15 protein-coding genes are annotated in these 16,956 nt (G+C 65.4%); 9 read left to right on the plus strand and 6 right to left on the minus strand.

Annotated elements, in window-relative coordinates:
- A partial coding sequence (locus VFV09_13040) for a hypothetical protein (protein ID HEU4868638.1) occupies positions 1-606 on the plus strand: 606 nt, incomplete at its 5' end.
- A gap of 80 nt (positions 607-686) precedes the next feature.
- On the opposite strand, the gene VFV09_13045 is transcribed toward VFV09_13040, so the two are convergent.
- Positions 687-4,946, minus strand: a complete 4,260-nt coding sequence (locus tag VFV09_13045; GenBank protein HEU4868639.1) for an SBBP repeat-containing protein — start codon at positions 4,944-4,946, stop codon at positions 687-689.
- Positions 4,947-5,316: 370 nt separating this feature from the next.
- Here VFV09_13045 and VFV09_13050 point away from each other — a divergent pair, with 370 nt between their 5' ends.
- Positions 5,317-5,907 (plus strand): phosphoribosyltransferase family protein, encoded by a 591-nt coding sequence (locus VFV09_13050; protein HEU4868640.1) that lies wholly within the window; start codon positions 5,317-5,319, stop codon positions 5,905-5,907.
- Positions 5,908-5,916: 9 nt separating this feature from the next.
- On the opposite strand, the gene VFV09_13055 is transcribed toward VFV09_13050, so the two are convergent.
- Positions 5,917-6,567 (minus strand): hypothetical protein, encoded by a 651-nt coding sequence (locus VFV09_13055; protein ID HEU4868641.1) that lies wholly within the window; start codon positions 6,565-6,567, stop codon positions 5,917-5,919.
- Positions 6,564-7,046 carry a MarR family transcriptional regulator gene (locus VFV09_13060; GenBank protein HEU4868642.1) on the minus strand — a complete coding sequence of 161 codons (483 nt, stop codon included), beginning with the start codon at positions 7,044-7,046 and terminating at the stop codon, positions 6,564-6,566. Before VFV09_13060 ends, VFV09_13055 begins: the two co-directional genes overlap by 4 nt.
- A 106-nt stretch (positions 7,047-7,152) precedes the next feature.
- Here VFV09_13060 and VFV09_13065 point away from each other — a divergent pair, with 106 nt between their 5' ends.
- From VFV09_13065 to VFV09_13080, 4 genes are all read left to right on the plus strand, one after another.
- Positions 7,153-8,298, plus strand: coding sequence for a glycosyltransferase (locus VFV09_13065; protein ID HEU4868643.1), 1,146 nt, complete (start codon positions 7,153-7,155; stop codon positions 8,296-8,298).
- A gap of 17 nt (positions 8,299-8,315) precedes the next feature.
- On the plus strand, positions 8,316-9,536 hold the full coding sequence (locus VFV09_13070; protein ID HEU4868644.1) for a hypothetical protein: 1,221 nt from the start codon (positions 8,316-8,318) through the stop codon (positions 9,534-9,536).
- A 136-nt stretch (positions 9,537-9,672) separates the two neighbouring features.
- Positions 9,673-10,398 (plus strand): sugar transferase, encoded by a 726-nt coding sequence (locus VFV09_13075; GenBank protein HEU4868645.1) that lies wholly within the window; start codon positions 9,673-9,675, stop codon positions 10,396-10,398.
- A gap of 38 nt (positions 10,399-10,436) precedes the next feature.
- Positions 10,437-11,399, plus strand: a complete 963-nt coding sequence (locus tag VFV09_13080) for an NAD-dependent epimerase/dehydratase family protein (GenBank protein ID HEU4868646.1) — start codon at positions 10,437-10,439, stop codon at positions 11,397-11,399.
- Positions 11,400-11,406: 7 nt separating this feature from the next.
- Here the strand turns inward: VFV09_13080 and VFV09_13085 are convergent, their stop codons facing one another.
- The gene (locus VFV09_13085) at positions 11,407-12,000 is read right to left on the minus strand and encodes a class I SAM-dependent methyltransferase (protein HEU4868647.1); all 594 of its coding nucleotides are present in this window, start codon (positions 11,998-12,000) and stop codon (positions 11,407-11,409) included.
- A complete protein-coding gene (locus VFV09_13090; GenBank protein ID HEU4868648.1) occupies positions 12,000-12,968 on the minus strand; it encodes a glycosyltransferase in 969 nt (322 codons plus the stop codon). The genes VFV09_13085 and VFV09_13090 overlap by 1 nt, the downstream gene beginning before the upstream one ends.
- 334 nt (positions 12,969-13,302) lie before the next feature.
- Here VFV09_13090 and VFV09_13095 point away from each other — a divergent pair, with 334 nt between their 5' ends.
- Genes VFV09_13095 through VFV09_13105 form a run of 3 tightly spaced genes read left to right on the plus strand, consistent with a single transcriptional unit; the run spans position 13,303 to position 16,431 of the window.
- Complete coding sequence (locus tag VFV09_13095) at positions 13,303-14,247, plus strand: FkbM family methyltransferase (GenBank protein ID HEU4868649.1); 945 nt, start codon at positions 13,303-13,305, stop codon at positions 14,245-14,247.
- A gap of 8 nt (positions 14,248-14,255) precedes the next feature.
- Positions 14,256-15,095: a class I SAM-dependent methyltransferase gene (locus VFV09_13100; protein HEU4868650.1), complete on the plus strand. Its 840-nt coding sequence runs from the start codon at positions 14,256-14,258 to the stop codon at positions 15,093-15,095.
- Positions 15,096-15,111: 16 nt separating this feature from the next.
- Positions 15,112-16,431, plus strand: coding sequence for a hypothetical protein (locus tag VFV09_13105; GenBank protein HEU4868651.1), 1,320 nt, complete (start codon positions 15,112-15,114; stop codon positions 16,429-16,431).
- Positions 16,432-16,437: 6 nt separating this feature from the next.
- Here VFV09_13105 and VFV09_13110 read toward each other — a convergent pair whose 3' ends face one another.
- Positions 16,438-16,827 (minus strand): hypothetical protein, encoded by a 390-nt coding sequence (locus tag VFV09_13110; protein HEU4868652.1) that lies wholly within the window; start codon positions 16,825-16,827, stop codon positions 16,438-16,440.
- Between the last annotated feature and the right edge of the window lie 129 nt (positions 16,828-16,956).

The following is a 16,956-nucleotide window of genomic DNA, read 5'->3' on the forward strand; positions in this document are numbered from 1 at the left end:
ACAGTCGAGGACGACTTCGGCGACCCGGTGGAGGGAGTCGACGTGGCCTTTGAGATCCAGTCCGGGCCGAACGCTCCGGGCGGCGACTCCGGCGTCACGGCGGCCGACGGAACCACCGACTTCACCTACACCGGGGTCCAGGGCCTCGCGGGGCTGGGGCAGGACGATATCCAGGCCTGCTTCACCAACGGGGCCGGCACCCAGGTGTGCGACGACGCAACCAAGGACTGGGTGGACACCACCCCGCCGGTGGTGCAGTGCGTCGAGACCACCAACCCGGCGGGCAATGTCCCGGTCGCCGGCGCCAACCCGAAGAGCGGACAGAACCCCGACGGGTTCTACGAGCTAATCGCCACCGACGCAGTCGACCCGAACCCACAGCTGACCGTGTCCGATGACGGCAGCTCGGCGACCTTCGGCCCGTTCGCCAGCGGGACGAGGATCAAGCTGACCCAGGCCCCGGGTGCCACGCCCAACCAGAAGCCTGGACCGGGAGCGGTCGACTGGCACATCACCACCAACGGGGACGCCCTGGTGACCGCCACCGACGCATCGGGCAACGTCTCGGCACCCGTCTCGTGCCGGGTAGCCCCGCTACCGAAGTAGGCACCTACCGCTGCATTGCAGGGCCCCGGCATCAAGCCGGGGCCTTCGCAGCACCAGCCGAGCCAACCGTGGAGCGGCTCCTAGGGCGTAGTTTCAGTAGCGAGGCTGTGGTAGGTCCCGGCAGCGACGCCGGCCGCCCCAGGGTTACCGATGGGGGTTGGGCGGTGGCGGTCGGTGGTTGTGCCGTCACCCAGCTGGCCCAAACCGTTCCATCCCCAGGCGGAAATGCGCCCGTTGGTTACGCCGAGCGAGTGAGCCAGACCTGCGGAGACATTGGTCAGCGCGCCGATTCTTACCGGCGATGGGCGGTCGGCGATGGTGCCGTCACCCAGCTGGCCAAACGCATTCCAGCCCCAGGCGTAGGTGCCCTGCGCTCCTGTCGCCAGGCTGTGGGCATAACCGGCCGAGACCTGCTCAACGTTGATCGGAGCTTTCAGCTTGACCGGGAGGGGCCGGTTGAAGGTGCCGGAAGCGCCGACCTGGCCGAAGCCGTTCCAGCCCCACCCCCAGACGTTGCCGGCCTGGTCGACCGCCAGGTTGTGGAAGCCGCCGGCGGACACCGACTTGAAGGCGGTCCCCGTCGACACCTTTACCGGAGCGTTGTGTTGAGCAGTGCTCCCGTTTCCCAGCTGGCCGAAGCCGTTCCAACCCCATGACCACACCGTTCCGTCCTTTTTCAGGGCAAGGTTGTGCAGGGTGCCGGCTGAGATCGCGGCGATGTCGCTCAGCCCGGATACCCGTACGGGTGTCGGCGACGAGACTGTCGAACCATCGCCCAGCTGTCCGAAGGGGTTCCATCCCCAGGTCCACACGCTGCCGTCCTTCTTGAGCGCCACGTTGTGATACCAACCGCTGGAGATGGCCACAACGTCGGTGAGACCATTTACCCGGACGGGAGTGTGCCGGTCGGTGGCCGATCCGTCCCCCAGCTGGCCGACACCGTTCCATCCCCATGACCAGACCGTGCCGTCTTCCTTCAGGGCCGCCGAGTGGAGGATGCCGGCCGACTGCTGGGTTATACCGCTCAGGTTGGACACGGAAGCCGGCTCACGTCCGTCGACCAGACTTCCGCTCCCCAACATTCCAAAGGCGTTCCATCCCCAGGCGAGGGGCTTGCCCCCTGCCGGGGCCTGCGTAGTTGGAGAAGGACTGGGCGACGGAGAGGGAGAGGGGCTCGGAGAGGCGCTGGGTGACGGGCTCGGGCTGGGTGACGGGCTCGGGCTGGGTGACGGAGAGGGGCTCGGAGAGGGGGTCGGAGTGACGTCGGGAGAAGGGGGGGTCCAGAAGACGGCCCGGTCGTTGGAGATCGTGTAACCCACGGCCCGGCCGCCCGACAGCAGTTGGGCACCCATCATTCCCGACGGCCATATGTTGAGGATGCCGGGCTCGGTCATCCCGGTCACCTCCACCTGGAAAACGGTGGGGCCGCCGGTGATCTTCACCTGGAGGTCCCGGTAATCCTCGATCACCGTGCTCCCCGCCTTGTTCACGTATTCGGAGAGTCCGCTAACCGGTTCGCTGTACTCCAATGTGAAAAAGATTGAGCCGCCCGAACCGGGGTCCTGCTGGCCGGGTGCCTGATTGATGGCAAGCGTTATCTCTTTGGGAGGCGGAGGGAGCCACTCGACCTTGTCGGTGTTGCCCCACGAGCCTGAGTCCCTATTGACCCTTCCCTGGGAATCCACCGCCGAGCCGGCCGGAATCGACACCTCTACCACCCCGGGGCCGGTCATCCCTGTGACGGAAATCCTGTACTCGCTGGGGCCTCCGGTCACCTCAGCGTGAAGGTTCCCCTGCGCCGTCGACCTATCGAAGCGAACATCCGACGCGTCGAAGCCGGTGACCTCGTCGGTGAAATTCGCTCTGAACTCCATCGGCGCCATTCCGTCGCTGCTCCCGTCGACGAAGACGGACAGGTCCTCGTTGGGGATCCAGTCCAGCCACTCGTTCGGCGGCTTGTAGGCCGGAACGGTCGCGGCGAGGCTGGCGTTTCCCGCATGATCGAAGGCTGCTCCGGCCGGAATGTGCATGTCCACCGACCCGGCAGTTGTAAGTCCGCCAACGGCAATAAAGTATTCGCTGGGCCCACCGGTGATCGTCGCCCGAGGCGGACCTCCGGCGGTGGTGCCTGCGAAGCTCAGGTCCGATTCGTCAAAGCCCGTAACCGCGTTGTCGAACCTCGCGATGAAGCCAATAGGGTCACCTCTCGCCGTATGCAGGTAGTAGGGCTGAGTCAGTTTGAGCCCCGGGGGCGATTCCGGCGGTGCCCACGAACCTTCGCCGATCTCGATCACGAAAGCGCCGCCTCGTTCCCTTCGCAGGCCGGGAATGAGCTCCTGGCCGAAGCCCGCGGGGAAACGTTCTTCGGAGTCGGAGCTGTATCCCGAAACAATGGGGTTCCCATTGGGGGCTATCGAGACAGAGTTGGAGATGCCACGGTTGCTGTCCGCCACATAGGTCGCCCACTCGATGCCGGACCCGGACGGGTTGACCTTCACCGCATAACCGTCGCCGTCGTCGGAGTACCTCTGGTTTGGCCCCTCGTACCCGGCCATCCCGTTACCGTCGGGGAAGGAAAGCTGGCTCGACCAGGTTTGTCCGACGATGTAGGCGGCGCCCCGGCCGTCGACCGCAACCGCACCGCCCATCTCGCTCGACTTGCCACCGATGTATCCGGCGTAGGCGAAGGCCTCGGCTTGTCGATCGATTTTGACCACGAAACCGTCCGCCGACCCGTTGAAGGTGCGATCTGGGCTCGGAAGGGCCCCGATGCCGTCCCCGTCCGGAAAGCTGACCTCCCTGGAGTGGGTGGTGCCGGTGACGTAGGCGTTGCCCGCGACGTCGAGCGTGATGTCGGTCGGGTAATCATCGCGGCGGCCGCCGATGAACGATGCGGTTACAACCCGGCGGGCGTCGGGCGACACCGTCAGGTAGTAACCGTCGACGTCCCCGTTCGGAGTCTGGTCGACGCCCGGGATACTCCCGATTCCATCGCCATCCGGGAAGGATTGTGGGTCCATTTTCAGGGTGCTTCCCACCACGTGAGCGACTCCACCGCCGTCTACGTGGATCCCCGTAGCGCTTCCCGCAGCAAGGTAGGAGGCGGAGTCGTAAGCCGTGCCGGATGGATTGAGCTTCACCAGGAAGGCCCTGAGGTCCAGGGAGCTCGCTCCTTCGATCGGGGCGGTCTCGAGTCCGGTGACGGCGCCCCTCGATTCCCCGTAGGGGAAGGTCTGTCTGGGTGACCACGTCTCCCCGACAATATGGGCGCTTCCGTCGGGGCCGACCGCGATGCCCAGTGGCGTCTCGTCCCCCGTTCCGCCGATGACTCCGGCGTACTCCAAAGACGTGCCTGAGGGGTCCAGCTTCGCGGCCCAGCCGTCGAGCCAACGAGTTTTCCTGTAGCCGGCATCGAACCTGGGCAAGGCGGAATCCGTGCGTAGGAAGGTCGATCCGTCGTCCGTCGTGCCGGTGACATATGCGGCCCCCGCAGCATCGATGGCAATCCGGGAACCGATGTCGTCTCCGGCTCCACCTAGGAAGGTCGCGTACACGTACTCGGTCGCATCCGGGTTCAGCTTCGCGACAAATGCGTCGGTTGAACCGTTGCTGCTGGAATCGAAGCCGGGAACGCCCCCCGGAGCCCCGGGCAGATCGGAAAGATCGGACCCGGAAGAGGTGCCGATTGTGTAGAGATACCCGTCGCCGTCCATCACCGTCTGAGTGCCTCCGGACGCAAGCAGGCTCGCCGACTTGTAGATAACCGGGTCGATCACCAAAACGCGGCTTGGATCGTAGGCGCCGACCACGAAGCCAAACTCCCCCGCATCCGCAAGGTCAAAGGAGGTGGCCACCTCGGTTCGTCCGCCTCCGCGGTCCTGATAGGAGTAGGGCGCCGGGTCGGTGAGAGTCATGACGGGGGTTGCAACCTCGAGAGAACCACTCTTCAACGAGACCGAATCTGCTCCGGTCCACGAGAACCGGACGAGGGAGGGGTCTGCCCCGGGTTTCACGATCGCCTGATACTTCAGCTGGCCGCTGTCGCCGAAGAACTCCAGGTCGATGCCGGGCCAGAGGTTTGAATAGGTGAGCTTCGAGCTTGAGGAGACCGCGTCTTTACCCGGACTCTCTCCCCGGTCGACGAGGTTGACCGGGGCGCCGGACCCTCCCGGCACGGTTGGCCGGGCTCCGACGAATGCAAATTCCAGGCGGTGGCGCGCGCCGTCTTTCGTGAGGTCCAACCGAACACCCGAGTCCGTAAAGCCGATGGTGGCATCCGGGGCTCGAAGGTAGAAGACCGCTTCGCCGTCGACCTCCCCCCGGTTGGGGGCGAAGTTCAAGGGCAGATTGCTCAGGTCGGGAAAGGCGGAAGGGTGTGCACCAGGAGTTGCCGACGAGTACGCAGGGGAGGGCGGGAAAACCATCGTCACGGCGACGAGCATCGAAAGGACTACTGCGAACGTCGCGCAAAGGGACAGGTTAGGTGTTACTCGCCCGCCCCGCCCGACTCCGATAGCCACGATAAGTGGCTTACTTGATCGCATCACCGGTATGTATCGGCAGATAGTCGATTTGGATCAGGAAAGATTTGGTAGAGGTACCCCCGATTACGAACTCGGGTCCCCAGGCACATCACCGCCCGGAACAGGTATCTTGAGGGTCCGGTCGCCGCTCGGCCGCATCAACCGATCCGATCCATGGAGGTACCGCATGACTGGTGGCACGCGCTCGGCGTCTTCCCGTTCACTGGCCGAGTTACGCAAAGAGCTGGCCCAGGTCATCCTGGACTTCGGCTACGAACGACGGGAGGAGCCGTTCCAGCTCTCGTCGGGCGGCACCAGCCACGACTACATCGACGCCAAGCGGGCAATCGCCAAGGGGAGCCGCTTCGGGCTCGTCGCCGAGGCGATTCAGGCGCTGGCTGCCCGGCACGGCGTCAGCTTCGACGCTGCAGGCGGCATGACCATGGGCGCCGACCCCATCGGCGTGGCGGTGGCGATGCTCACAGACACCGAGTGGTTCTCGGTCCGCAAGGCGTCGAAGGGGCATGGCCGGCAGCGGCGCATCGAGGGCAAGGAGTTCGGCCCCGGGGTCTCGGTACTGCTGGTCGACGACGTGATCACCTCGGGCCGGTCGATCCTGGATGCTCTCGACGCGCTCGAGGAGGTCGATGCCAAGGTGGTCCTGGCGACCACGCTGGTCGACCGGGGCAACGTCGCCAGGGGCGCCTTCGAGGAGCGGGGGGTTCTCTACGAGCCGCTTCTGACCTACAAGGACCTGGGGATCGACCCGGTCGCCTGACCTCTCAACCTACAGGTGGGTTATCGCCACCCAGGCCAGGCCCAACAGGGCGCCCATCCAGCCGTACCCGCTTGACAAGCTGCGCTGCTTCCACAGCACCCAGGCCATGAACGCAAAGCACCCGGTAGCCACTCCCATCGCAATCCCGAGCGGCCTTGCGGAGGCGCCGGCATCCGCCAGCCAGAGCTGCGAGCCGGCAAAACCCGCCGCCACTATCACCCAGTTTCCGGCGCAGCGGAGGGCCGCCCGCGCAGGGGAAAGCCCGGCCCGGGTAAACACCGCGTACAGGGCGACGCTCTCCGGGACCAGGTGCATGATCAGGCCGGTGACCAACAGGACGCCGCCGCCGGCACCCACCTTCAACCCGGCGCCGGCCGCTACTCCTTCGAGAACCGCGTGGAGCGCCACCCCGATCCCGGCGGCCCTCGCCGCCCAGACGGGACCCCGGCCTTTGGCCAGGCGGCTCGACCCGACCATCAGAGCGAAGCCCAATCCGGCCCACAGCCAGGCCCATCCCGCCACCGCACCCAGAGACACCGGCAGGGCGTCAAAAATCACGACTCCAACGAAGACGCCTGCGGCCAGCGGGATCAGCGGAGCGGCGCGCCCGGCTTTGGCAACCTCCGGCTCGACGGCGGCCGGGCCGGCCTCCACGATCACCGGCCGGATGCAGCCTTCGCTGCATTTTTGGTTGCCGGCGAAGCGACCATCGGCCCCGAGCTGGCCAGCAGAGCGAGCAGCCCGGAGAGCTCAACCCGCTGCTTGGGACTGAGCGGGGCAAAGAGTTGTTCCTGCGCCCGGGATGCCGCTTCGCGGGCTCTCATGAGCACCCGGCGGCCGGTCGGGGTCAGGTGCAGGGCATAACGGCGCCGGTCGGAGGGGTCGGGCCGGCGCTCGGCCCACCCAGCCTTCTGACAGTCGTCCAGGACCAAAACTATCGAACTGGCGTCGATCTGCAGACGCTCACCGAGCTCGGCCTGGGATAGTCCCTGGTGGGCCTCCAACGCCCGGAGAACCGCGAACTGCCGCATGGTGACCCCGAGGGGCGACAGCGCATCCGCCAGGCGCAGGCGGGTCACCGTGCCCAACCGGGAAAGGATCAGGCCGAGGTCGTCCGCCAGAGCGAACGGTGCTTCCACTGAATTCCCTTGCCGTCCCATATACGTATTATAGGCAGCATCAATAGTTTGTGCTACGAACTATTCGTCGGGCAGACGCAGCCGGTGATCCATACAATGAGGCGCGTTGACAAATACCCCGCACCCGGACCGCCCTGCCAGCGACCAACCCCCCGAACCCCACCGGATTGCGCTTTGCCACGAGTGGCTCAGCGGCCGCAGCGGCAGCGAAAAGACGTTTGAGGCGATGGCCCAGGAGTTTCCCCGGGCGGATCTTTTCTCCCTGACCTGGAACCGGTCGGCCGAATACGACTTCGGCGGGCGGCCGGTCAAAACCACCGCGCTGGACAGGGTCTCGCTGCTTCGGGGGCGAAATGCACTCCAGCTTCCATTGATGCCCCTGGCCTGGAGGTACGCCTCCCGCCGGGAGTACGACGTGGTGGTGACCTCGAGTCACGCCTGCTCCAAGGGCTTTTATCCCGGCCGGAGGGCAATCCATCTTTGTTACTGCTACACGCCCATGCGCTATCTGTGGCTGTCGAACATCGACGCCCGGCACCGGCGGGGCGCCCGGCTGACCGCTCCGGTTTCGCTCGCTCTGAAAAGCTGGGACCGCAGGTCCGCCGGGTGGGTGGACGACTTCGCCGCAATCTCCCAAGCCGTCAAGGACCGGATACAGGACGTGTACTCCAGGCCGTCCCGGGTCATTCACCCGCCGGTCGCCACGGATTTCTACACCCCGGGCGACGGTGAACGCCGGGACTTCGTCCTGGCCGTCTCCCGGATGGTTCCGTACAAGCGGCTGGACCTGGCGATCCGGGCTGCCCGGCTTGCCGGCGTACCTCTGGTCATCGCAGGGTCCGGACCCCAGGAAGTTGAGCTGCGACAGATTGCCGAAGACCTTTCGCACCCGGTCGAGTTCGTGATCTCCCCCGATGACGCCGCACTTCGCGCGCTCTACCGCACCGCCAGGGCCGTGATCTTCCCCCCGGAGGAGGATTTCGGGATAGTGCCGGTGGAGGCGCAGGCTTGCGGAACCCCGGTGGTTGCCCTGGCCAGGGGCGGGTCGCTCGATACGGTGGTGGACGGCGTTACCGGCGTCCTGGTTCCCGGGCAGAGCCCCGACCTCTTCGCCGAGGGGTTGAAAATGGTACTGGAGGGCAGCTTTCGGACCGAGGACAGCGTAGCCAACGCCCGGAGGTTCTCCCGGGCGCAGTTTCGCATCCGGTTCAGGGACTGGGTGCTCCACGCCGAGAGCGGGAAAGGCTCCTGAACCTGACCGGCCGCCGGTTGGCCACCCGGGCGACCTGGTCGCTGGCTTCGCAGGCGATTTCCAGCGCCTGCAGCTTCCTGCTCACGGTGGCCGTCCTGCACGAAGCGTCGATCTCGCAGTTCGCGGTGTTCTCGGTCTGCTTCACCACCTACCTGCTGCTGCTCCAACTAAGCCGCTCGATCTTCGGGCTTCCAATTCTCATCCTCTACTCGGACCGGCCCGCCGGCGCGGACGGAACCGCCGTGCCGGAGAGCAGGAAGGCGGCCGGCGGAAGCGTTGCGTTGGGTCTGGCGGCGGCGGTGGCCCTGCTGATCGCGGCGGGGGTTGTCGACGCGGAACCGGGCCAGTACGCAACCATGGGGTTGGCGGTTCCGTTCCTGCTGTACCAGGATGCGGTCCGCCACTTTGCATTCGCTCGCGCCCGGCCCCAGATGGCGGTGGCGAGCGACGGGTTGTGGCTGGGGCTGCAGCTGGTGGGCTCGGTGGCGGCGCTGGCCACCGGCAACGATTCACCGGTTGTCCTGGTCGGCATCTGGGGCCTCTCCGGAGCCGTTGCCGGGGTAGCAGCCGGCTTGAAGCTCTCCTACCTGCCGTTGATCAACAGCTCCGTGGCCTGGCTGAAGCTCAACGCGTCCTTGTGCCGCAAGCTGTTGACGGAGTTCGCGGCGAACTCGGGGAGCTACTACGCCCTCCTTTACGGGCTGGCCTTCGTTGCCGGCCTCGACGCACTGGGCGCCCTGCGGGCCGCCCATACCTTTATCGGTCCGGTGATCGTTCTGTTGCTCGGCGCCAACTCACTTGGGGTGCCCGAGGGGGTGAGGATGAAAGACGATCACTCCGCCCTCCTGCGCTTCACCTCCCTGATAGCTACCGCCCTGGCGGCGGCCTCACTCGTGTGGGGAGTAGCCATCTACTACACCCTGCCCTGGCTTGGCCCCCGGCTTTTCACCGAGACCTGGGCCACCGCGCGGCCCCTGATCCCGCTGCTGTCCGTGTTCGCCGCGGGGGTGGGGGTGGCCGTCGGGCTGACCAGCGGCCTGAGAGCGTTTTCTCTGCACGGCTGGATCATGAAATCCCGGGCCGCCGCCAGTGGCCTGGTCCTGCTTGTCGGGCTGCCCGGCGCGATCCTCCTGGATGCCGGAGGGGCGCTACTGGGGCTGCTGGCCGGGGAGTGGCTGTTTTGTGTACTTGCGGCGTTCCGGTTGCACCGGGCCTTTCGAACGGCCGGCAGAGGTTAGTCCACAGGTTTTGCTTTGAGTCCGATTGAAAACCGCTTCCCACAGTTGAAATCCAATCAAATGAATGCCCGGGGAGGTTTGATTTTCGAGGCTCAGATGCTAGTTTCTTCCCTTAACGACTTCGAACGGAGCGTAAGTGCTCAAAAAGCGGCTCTTCGACACAACTATTTCCATCCTTGCAGCTCCTCTTTGGATCCCGGTCCTGCTATTGATCGGACTGACGATTTTGATCCTTGAGGGAAGGCCGATCTTTTACACCTCGGCGAGGCGCGTCTACGGACCGGGAACCCTCCGGCTGCGCAAGTTCCGGACCATGGTCAAGGACGCCGACAAGGTTGCCAACCGGCAAACGATGCCTATCGAGGGAGGCGTTCGGTTCCTCAACATCGGCGTGGACTCCCCCCTGTACACCAAAGTGGGCAGACTGATCGAACGCTGCAACCTGACCGAGCTGCCCCAGCTTTTCCACGTTCTGAAGGGATCGATGAGCCTGGTCGGCAATCGGCCGCTTCCCGAGTCCGTCGTCGACTCGCTTCTGGAGGTTCACCCGGAAGCCGAAAGGCGGTTCCGGACCCGGGGCGGGCTCTGCGGGCCGGTGCAGCTGGTCGGAAGGACCGAGCTGTCGGATGCCGAGCGCCTGTACATCGAAAGCATCTACTGCGACCGGGTGCTCAACAACTACTCGGTGCTGCTGGACTTCTATATCTTCTTCTCCGTGGTGATGGTCGGCCTTCGCCTGAAGGCCCCGGTGAGCGTGCAGGCTATCGAGCGGATGCTGCGTAACGACGCCGGGGTTCTAACCGAATCACCGCTCGCCCTAGGCTGGTCCGTGGAGGCGGAGGCGGAGGCCGAAGCGCGCTGAACCCCGATTCCGGCGACATCCGCCCCCTCAAGGTAGCGGTGTTCGGGGGTAGCGGCTTCGTCGGGGGAATCGTCTCGGCGGCAGTGGTGGAGGCAGGACATCACCTGACCCGGCTCACCGGAGTCCGGGTTGAGGGGGCGTACCACCCGGACCGGTCCATCGAGCAGTCGGCTCTTGACTGGATCCGTTCCCACCCCGATCCCGCGGCCCAGTTGACGCGCGAGCTGTCCGGAGTCGACGTCCTGGTCAACGCAGCCGGAATGGCGGAGCCGGAAAGCGACGAGGTTGAGCGCCTGTTCGATTCCAATGCCGTGCTGGCAGCGGTTGTCGCACAAACGGCGGCCGGCGCAGGCGTGCCCCGTTTGATCCACATCAGCAGTGCCGCAGTTCAGGGGCGGCGGGACCCGCTGGACGAGACCGATGAGCTGGAGCCGCTGACCGCTTACGGACGGTCGAAGGCGGCCGGGGAAAGGGTCCTGCTACAGCGAAAGGTCGACGTGCCTGCCGAGCTGGTCGTCTACCGGCCCACCTCTGTCCAGGGCCCTTCCCGGGGACTGACCAGGAAGCTGGTGGCGTTCACGTCACTGCCCCTGGTGCCGCTTCCCGGAAGGGGCACCAGCCCGGTTCCCGTCTGCCTCGGCCCGGCGGTAGGGGCCGTGGTTGTCTTCCTGCTGAGCGCCCAGTCGCCGCCGGCCGTCGTCCTCCAGCCGTCGGACGGCATGACCACACGAACCCTTCTGGATGCCCTGGGGGACAACCCAAGGTATCTGCCGGTGCCGGGCGTGCTGGCCAAAATGGCCGTAGAGGCGGGATACCGCCTCGGGAGGCGGTCGAGCAGAATCGGCGCGCTCTCCCGGCGCCTGGATCTTCTTGTGAACGGGCAGGCCCAGGACGCCCGGGCCCTGCGCTCGATGGGTTTTACGGTTGCCGCCGATCTTCAGGCCTATCGACGGCTCGGAGCACAGGTCCGGGCCGAAAGCCGGCCGGCGCCCCCGGACTAGATTCGGATCAGCCTGTGCGGCGAGCCAGGATCCAGACGTTGCGCCTCACGAACGGAAGCCGGGCGGCGGCCTGGATCATCCGGGGCCGGCGTTTGCGCCTCGTCAGTTTCGAGATTCGCCCGGTCCCCGGGAACACGCACTCGTACCCGAGCCGTTCGACCTCGAAGCCCTGATCCTGAAAAAGCAGCCTGAACGACCTCCGGCTGAAGGGCCGGCGGTGGGTGTAGTCGTCCCATACCCAGCGTTGGGCATCCGGCGAGGAGGCGAACACAACTCCGCCGGGTTTCAGGACCCGTTGCACCTCCTTCACGGTAAACACCGGGTCGGGAACGTGCTCCAGGATGTCCTTGAGAATCGCCCCGTCGAAGCTTTCATCGCCGAAGGGCAGAGGGCCGGCCAGATCCAGCAGGCTGACATTGCGCCCGAGCTTCGAGGCCGCCTCGACCGCATCGGGTGAGCCGTCCACCCCGGTGTAGTCGGAGAAGTGGTCCGAGACCCATCCGGTCCCGCACCCCACGTCCAGCAGTTTGGCGTCGGCGGGGAAATGGCGGGTGATGTCCCGGAAGTAACCCGGCTGCTCGTGCCAGTCGAAGTAGCCCATCAGTTTTTCGAGCGGGCGGCGGGTTCGGATAACCCGTGGCGGCGCCCCAGGTTGCGCTCGACAATTCCTTCCACCTGACGAGCCAGGTCCGAGATGCTCGGGGAGCCGCTGATGAATTCCTGCGAAGCGCGCTCTGCGGTTTCCGGCGTCATCAGCTCGGCCCGGGCGGCGCAGCGGTCCAGGGCGGTAACCATCTGCTCGGTGGACGTGGCGGGGAAAATGTCCGCCTGCCCTCGGGTGACCTCCGGCAGAGACCCCCCGTCGCTGGAGCAAACCGGCAGGCCGCAACAGAGCGCCTCCCAGGCCGGCAGGCCGAATCCCTCCTCGAGCGAGGGCTGGACCAGAAAGCGGGAGGTGGCCAGCAGGTACTCCAGGTCCTGCTGGCTGGAGAAGGGATGAACCGAAACCCACCCTTTCTGGTCTGCATCGAGGCGCGAGATGAGCCGATCGGTTTCCTGTTCGAGGCCGCCCATCAAGGTGAGCTTTCCGCCCTCGGCGCAAAACCTTGTTTCGGCGAATGCGGCAAGCAGCCGGTCAAGGTTCTTGTGGGGCAGGAACAGCCCGAGGTAGATCGCATTTTTCTGCGGCTCCATTCGCCGGCGTAGTTTTACGATCCGCTCCGCCATCTCGGTGTCGGCGGGCCAGCGGACAACGGTAACCGTCTCCCCGGCGACCCCCAGATCACGGACGATGCAGTCTCGCGAGTAGTCGGAGTCGGTGAGCAGCTCCCCGGAGATGGAGGCCACCCGGCGGAGGAATGCTCGCTTCAACCCCCGCTGGATCGGCCCGGCGGCGTAGTGCAGCGGAATTGTGTCATGGATAAGCGTCACCGATGGAACCGCCCGCAACGGCCGCTGCTGATGCATGAACAGCGTCAGCTCCGCCGGAGGGATACGAAACCAGTCTCGCTGCCCGTTCCACTCCCGCGGGTCGTTGGCGATATCGGCTATCTCGCTGCCCGGCCACACAACATTCTGTAGGGTATCCACCGGGCCCCACAGGACCCATCTGACCTTGAGCTCGGATTCCCGCAAACCCCTAAGCAGCAGCTCGGTGACCCGGCCGGCACCCCCAGAATTCAGCCATCTACAATCAATCACAACTCTCGGGATGTACGGGGTGCGCATTTAGTTAAGGATATGACGCTACGAAATCGATAACTTCACCGAACGCACCGGATACCCGGGCTGGTTGTACATATTCTGCGCGGGCGCGCCCGTGACCTCCGGCTTCCGCCCCACCCGCCGGCAGCCGGGAACCGTCGAAAACAACCTCCCGGTCCCACTCATTTCGCCTACAAACGTGAAGAAAGCCCAACGACTTGCCGCCCGGCTGCCACCCAAGTGGAACCGCAGGGTCCGCGAGGCCGGCAAGGTCCTGATCAACTACCGGGGGGCCCGGTCCACCGGCACTCGGGGAATTCTTTTCAAGCTGGTGAGCCGCTACTCGCCGCTGGTGGCCACGGAGTACGGAAAAGGCAGGATCCTGGTGGACACCGCCGACGGCGAGATCGGCCGCAGGGTGTTCATCACGCACGAGTATGAGCGACGCTATATGGGCGCTGCGGTCGACTACCTCAAGCAGGTCGCTGGTGCACTTCCCGGACCTGTCTTCGTGGATGTCGGGGCCAACATCGGCATCTCCACCCTGGACGCGCTGCTTCATTTCGGCTTCGAAAAAGCGGTGTGCTTCGAGCCGGACAGCTGGAACTTTAAGATTCTGAAGATGAACCTGGTACTCAACGACCTGACCGAAAGGGCCGATGCCCACCGGATGGCCCTGTCCAACAGCGAGGGCGAACGCCTTCTTCAGAGGACCGAGGGCAACTCCGGCGACTCCCAGCTTGTCGCCCCAACCGACCCGGGCGGGCCCGGCGAAGGCAACCGGGAGGTTTGCAAGACAACCCGGCTGGACACCTACCTGGACGCTCACCCGGGTCTTCTGGAGCAGATAGGGCTTCTGTGGATCGACGCCCAGGGCCACGACCCAATTGTGCTGCAGGGCGCCGAACGCCTGATGAAGCAGGGAACCCCGGTGGTCGTCGAGTACTGGCCCAAGGGCCTGCAGGCGCAATCCGCGCTAGAGCTGTTCGAGACGCTGGTCGCCGACAACTACAGCACGGTGGTAGATCTTCGCGTCCTGTCGGACGGCAACCTTGCCCAGGCAACCATCGCCACGTCCGAGATCCGGAGTTTGCGGGGATACTACCTGGATGAAGAATTCACCGACCTGCTCCTGCTGAAGTAGCGGCCACCATGGACGAGGCAGTGACTCTCGACGCCTGTTACGCCTGCGGAGGTGCGGAGGCCGAGCGCAAGGTGGGGGTGAACCACATGCGGATCTGTACCCGGTGCGGGATGGGCCGCATTCCCGGCGACCCGATGATGCACGCGTACTGGACGCAGGAGGACCCCGAGGAAACGCTGAACGAGGTGTACTGGCAGGCGCGGCGCAGGATGTTCAGGAACGCCCTGCACCACCTGGAACGGTCCGCAGGGCCGGGCAAGGTGCTGGATCTGGGAGGAGGGGCCGGTCACTTTGCCGAGATCGCCCTTGAGCTCGGCTGGGACGCGTACTCCACCGACCTGTCCCACCATGCGGCATCCCATGCGGCCAACCGGCTGGGGGCGGAGCGTTCTTTGGGATCGACGGATGCGCCCGAGCTGTCGGGTACGTTTGACGCCGTGACCCTGTGGTGCGTGCTGGCCCACGTTGCGGACCCGGTAGCCCTGCTGCAGCAAGCCGGGCGGCTGTTGAAGCCCGGCGGCAAGGTCCTGATCACCAGCCCCAACTTTCTCTTCCAAAACATCTACGCCAGGCTTCTGGCTCGCATCGGTCGCCCGCTTGATTTTCGAACCCAGGACCATCTTTTGAACTTCACCCCGAAGTCCCTGGAACTCATAGCCGCCAAAGCCGGCCTTTCAGGCTTTTCCTACAACTACTTCGGCGTAACCGAGGAGTGCCTGATGAACCGCAGCCTGGGCTTTCTGCTGGTGCCCCTGAAGAAGGCCTGGAATATGATCGGCGTTCGCACAACTCTGTTGGGCTTGCCGCCAATGGGCGCCGAGCTGCACCTCATCGCCACCCGGCGGTAGGGGGAGGGAAGCTGTCTTGATCGGCGTTCGCCTAGGGATTTTCGCCAGCCTCCTCATCCTGACTGTCGGATACGCAGTTGTCTGGCGACGCCGGGACAACGTCCTTGCCTACGTCGACGGCGGCCTCTTCCTCGTCATGATGGCTCTGCCGCTGGTGTTCACCGACGTGATCGAGCGCTTCCCCGGATCGATCTCCAGCCTGTACGCCCGTCTCCTGCTGATCGGCGCCACCGGTTATGCGCTGGGAATTGCCTGCGGCCTGCTGCCGGCGAACCTGCGCGGCTTCCGCAGACCCCCCATCTTTGCCGAGCGGCTGGGGCCCCGAAACCCAAACACTGCGGTTCTTTTCCAGCGGGCTCGAATCCTGGGACTGGTAGCCGCTGCCGGTCTGACGTATGGCTTTTTGGCGATCGGCTACGTCCCCATCCTGGCCGCGGACCGGCTGAGCGCCAAGTACGGGGTGGGTCCGTACAAAGACAGCTTCGCCCAGGGCGCTTTGATCTACCGCACCGGGCTGGCCCTGGCCGCCGCGGCGCTCCCTCTGGTCCTGGTGGTCTTCTACCGCCGCCGCAAGCTGATCGATCTGGCGATCGGGGGAGTCCTGGGCCTGGGGCTTCTGGCAAGCCTGAGCCGAACCCTGGCATTCGCCGGAGTGCTGCTGGTAATGGTGGCAATATTGATCGAAAAGAAGGTCCGACCGACGAAGATCCTGCTCGCCGCAGCGTGCCTTTTCGCCCTGGGCGAGATGTCCACCGGCGTCATCTTCCCGGACTCCACCCAGGTCACGGGCAGTTTCGTCAGCCGTCTGGCGGAAAGCCCTCCCGATGTCCGTGACCACCTGTCGTTTCTGACCCGTTACGAGAACCAGGGCGAGCGGACCCGGGGACTGACGATCCTTGGGGGCCTGGACCTGGGTAGCAACTACTGGGAGCCGAACCTCTATGCGCTGAGGACTCTGACCGGCAACCCCAATGTCGGCGGCATCCCGTCGGGCGGGCTTCGCCTCCCCGCTCCGATATGGGGCTACGTGTCCTTTGGATTGATCGGTGCGGGGGTCTGGCCCTTCTTTGCCGGCTTTTTTGCCGGCTGGGGGGCCAAACGCCTCAGGAACCTGCTCACGGGCCTGGAGTTCGAGCCGGGCAACTCGGTCAACCTGGTGGTCGCCGCCGTCTACTACGCCGGTACCTTCGGAGTGCTGTCGACGTTCTACTTCGCCAGCACGGCCATGATTGTGCAGGTTGCCATCGCCCTTTACGTCGGCTCCGCTCCGATACTGATGGGCCGCAGGATCCTGGGACAAAAAGCGTTGAGCGCCAAAGGCTCCAGACCGGGTTGAACAGTTTCAGCAGGTCTGCTCGGTAAACGCGTCCACCCGCTTCGAGGCCGCCGAGTTCCTGAGCTCGCGGGCCTCGGACGGGTCGCTGGACCGCAGCGCAAGCTGGTAGTCGGTGGCGGTGTCCTCGATGTCCTTGCGGAGGTCCTCCGGCGCAGACTCTCCGAGCCTGGCGTAGAGGAGGACCATGCGGGCAGCGGTCTGCCGGAACTGCTCCCGGATGACGTCGTCCGGTCCCTGTCCCTCTCCGGGCGGGTCCTGGTAGACCAGAAGCTCCTCCTCGGTGAGCACCTCGATCTCTCCGGCCGTGCCGCAGTAGGCCGCCTTCGCCTCGGGGGTCATCTCGTCGCCACCCATCATGGCGTAGGCGGCGACCCAGATGAGGACCAGGACGAGCACCAGAAGGATCCGCCACGGCCGGTCCGGCCGCGTGCCCCTGCCGCCCTTGAGTACAACTGCCCGAACCGGCGTCTCCGCCGGTTCGGGCGGTGTGTCTTCAGGGCTTTCGCCCGGCGTCGTTCCTTCCAG

Source organism: Actinomycetota bacterium, assembly GCA_035759705.1.
Classification (GTDB): Bacteria; Actinomycetota; CADDZG01; order JAHWKV01; family JAHWKV01; genus JAJCYE01.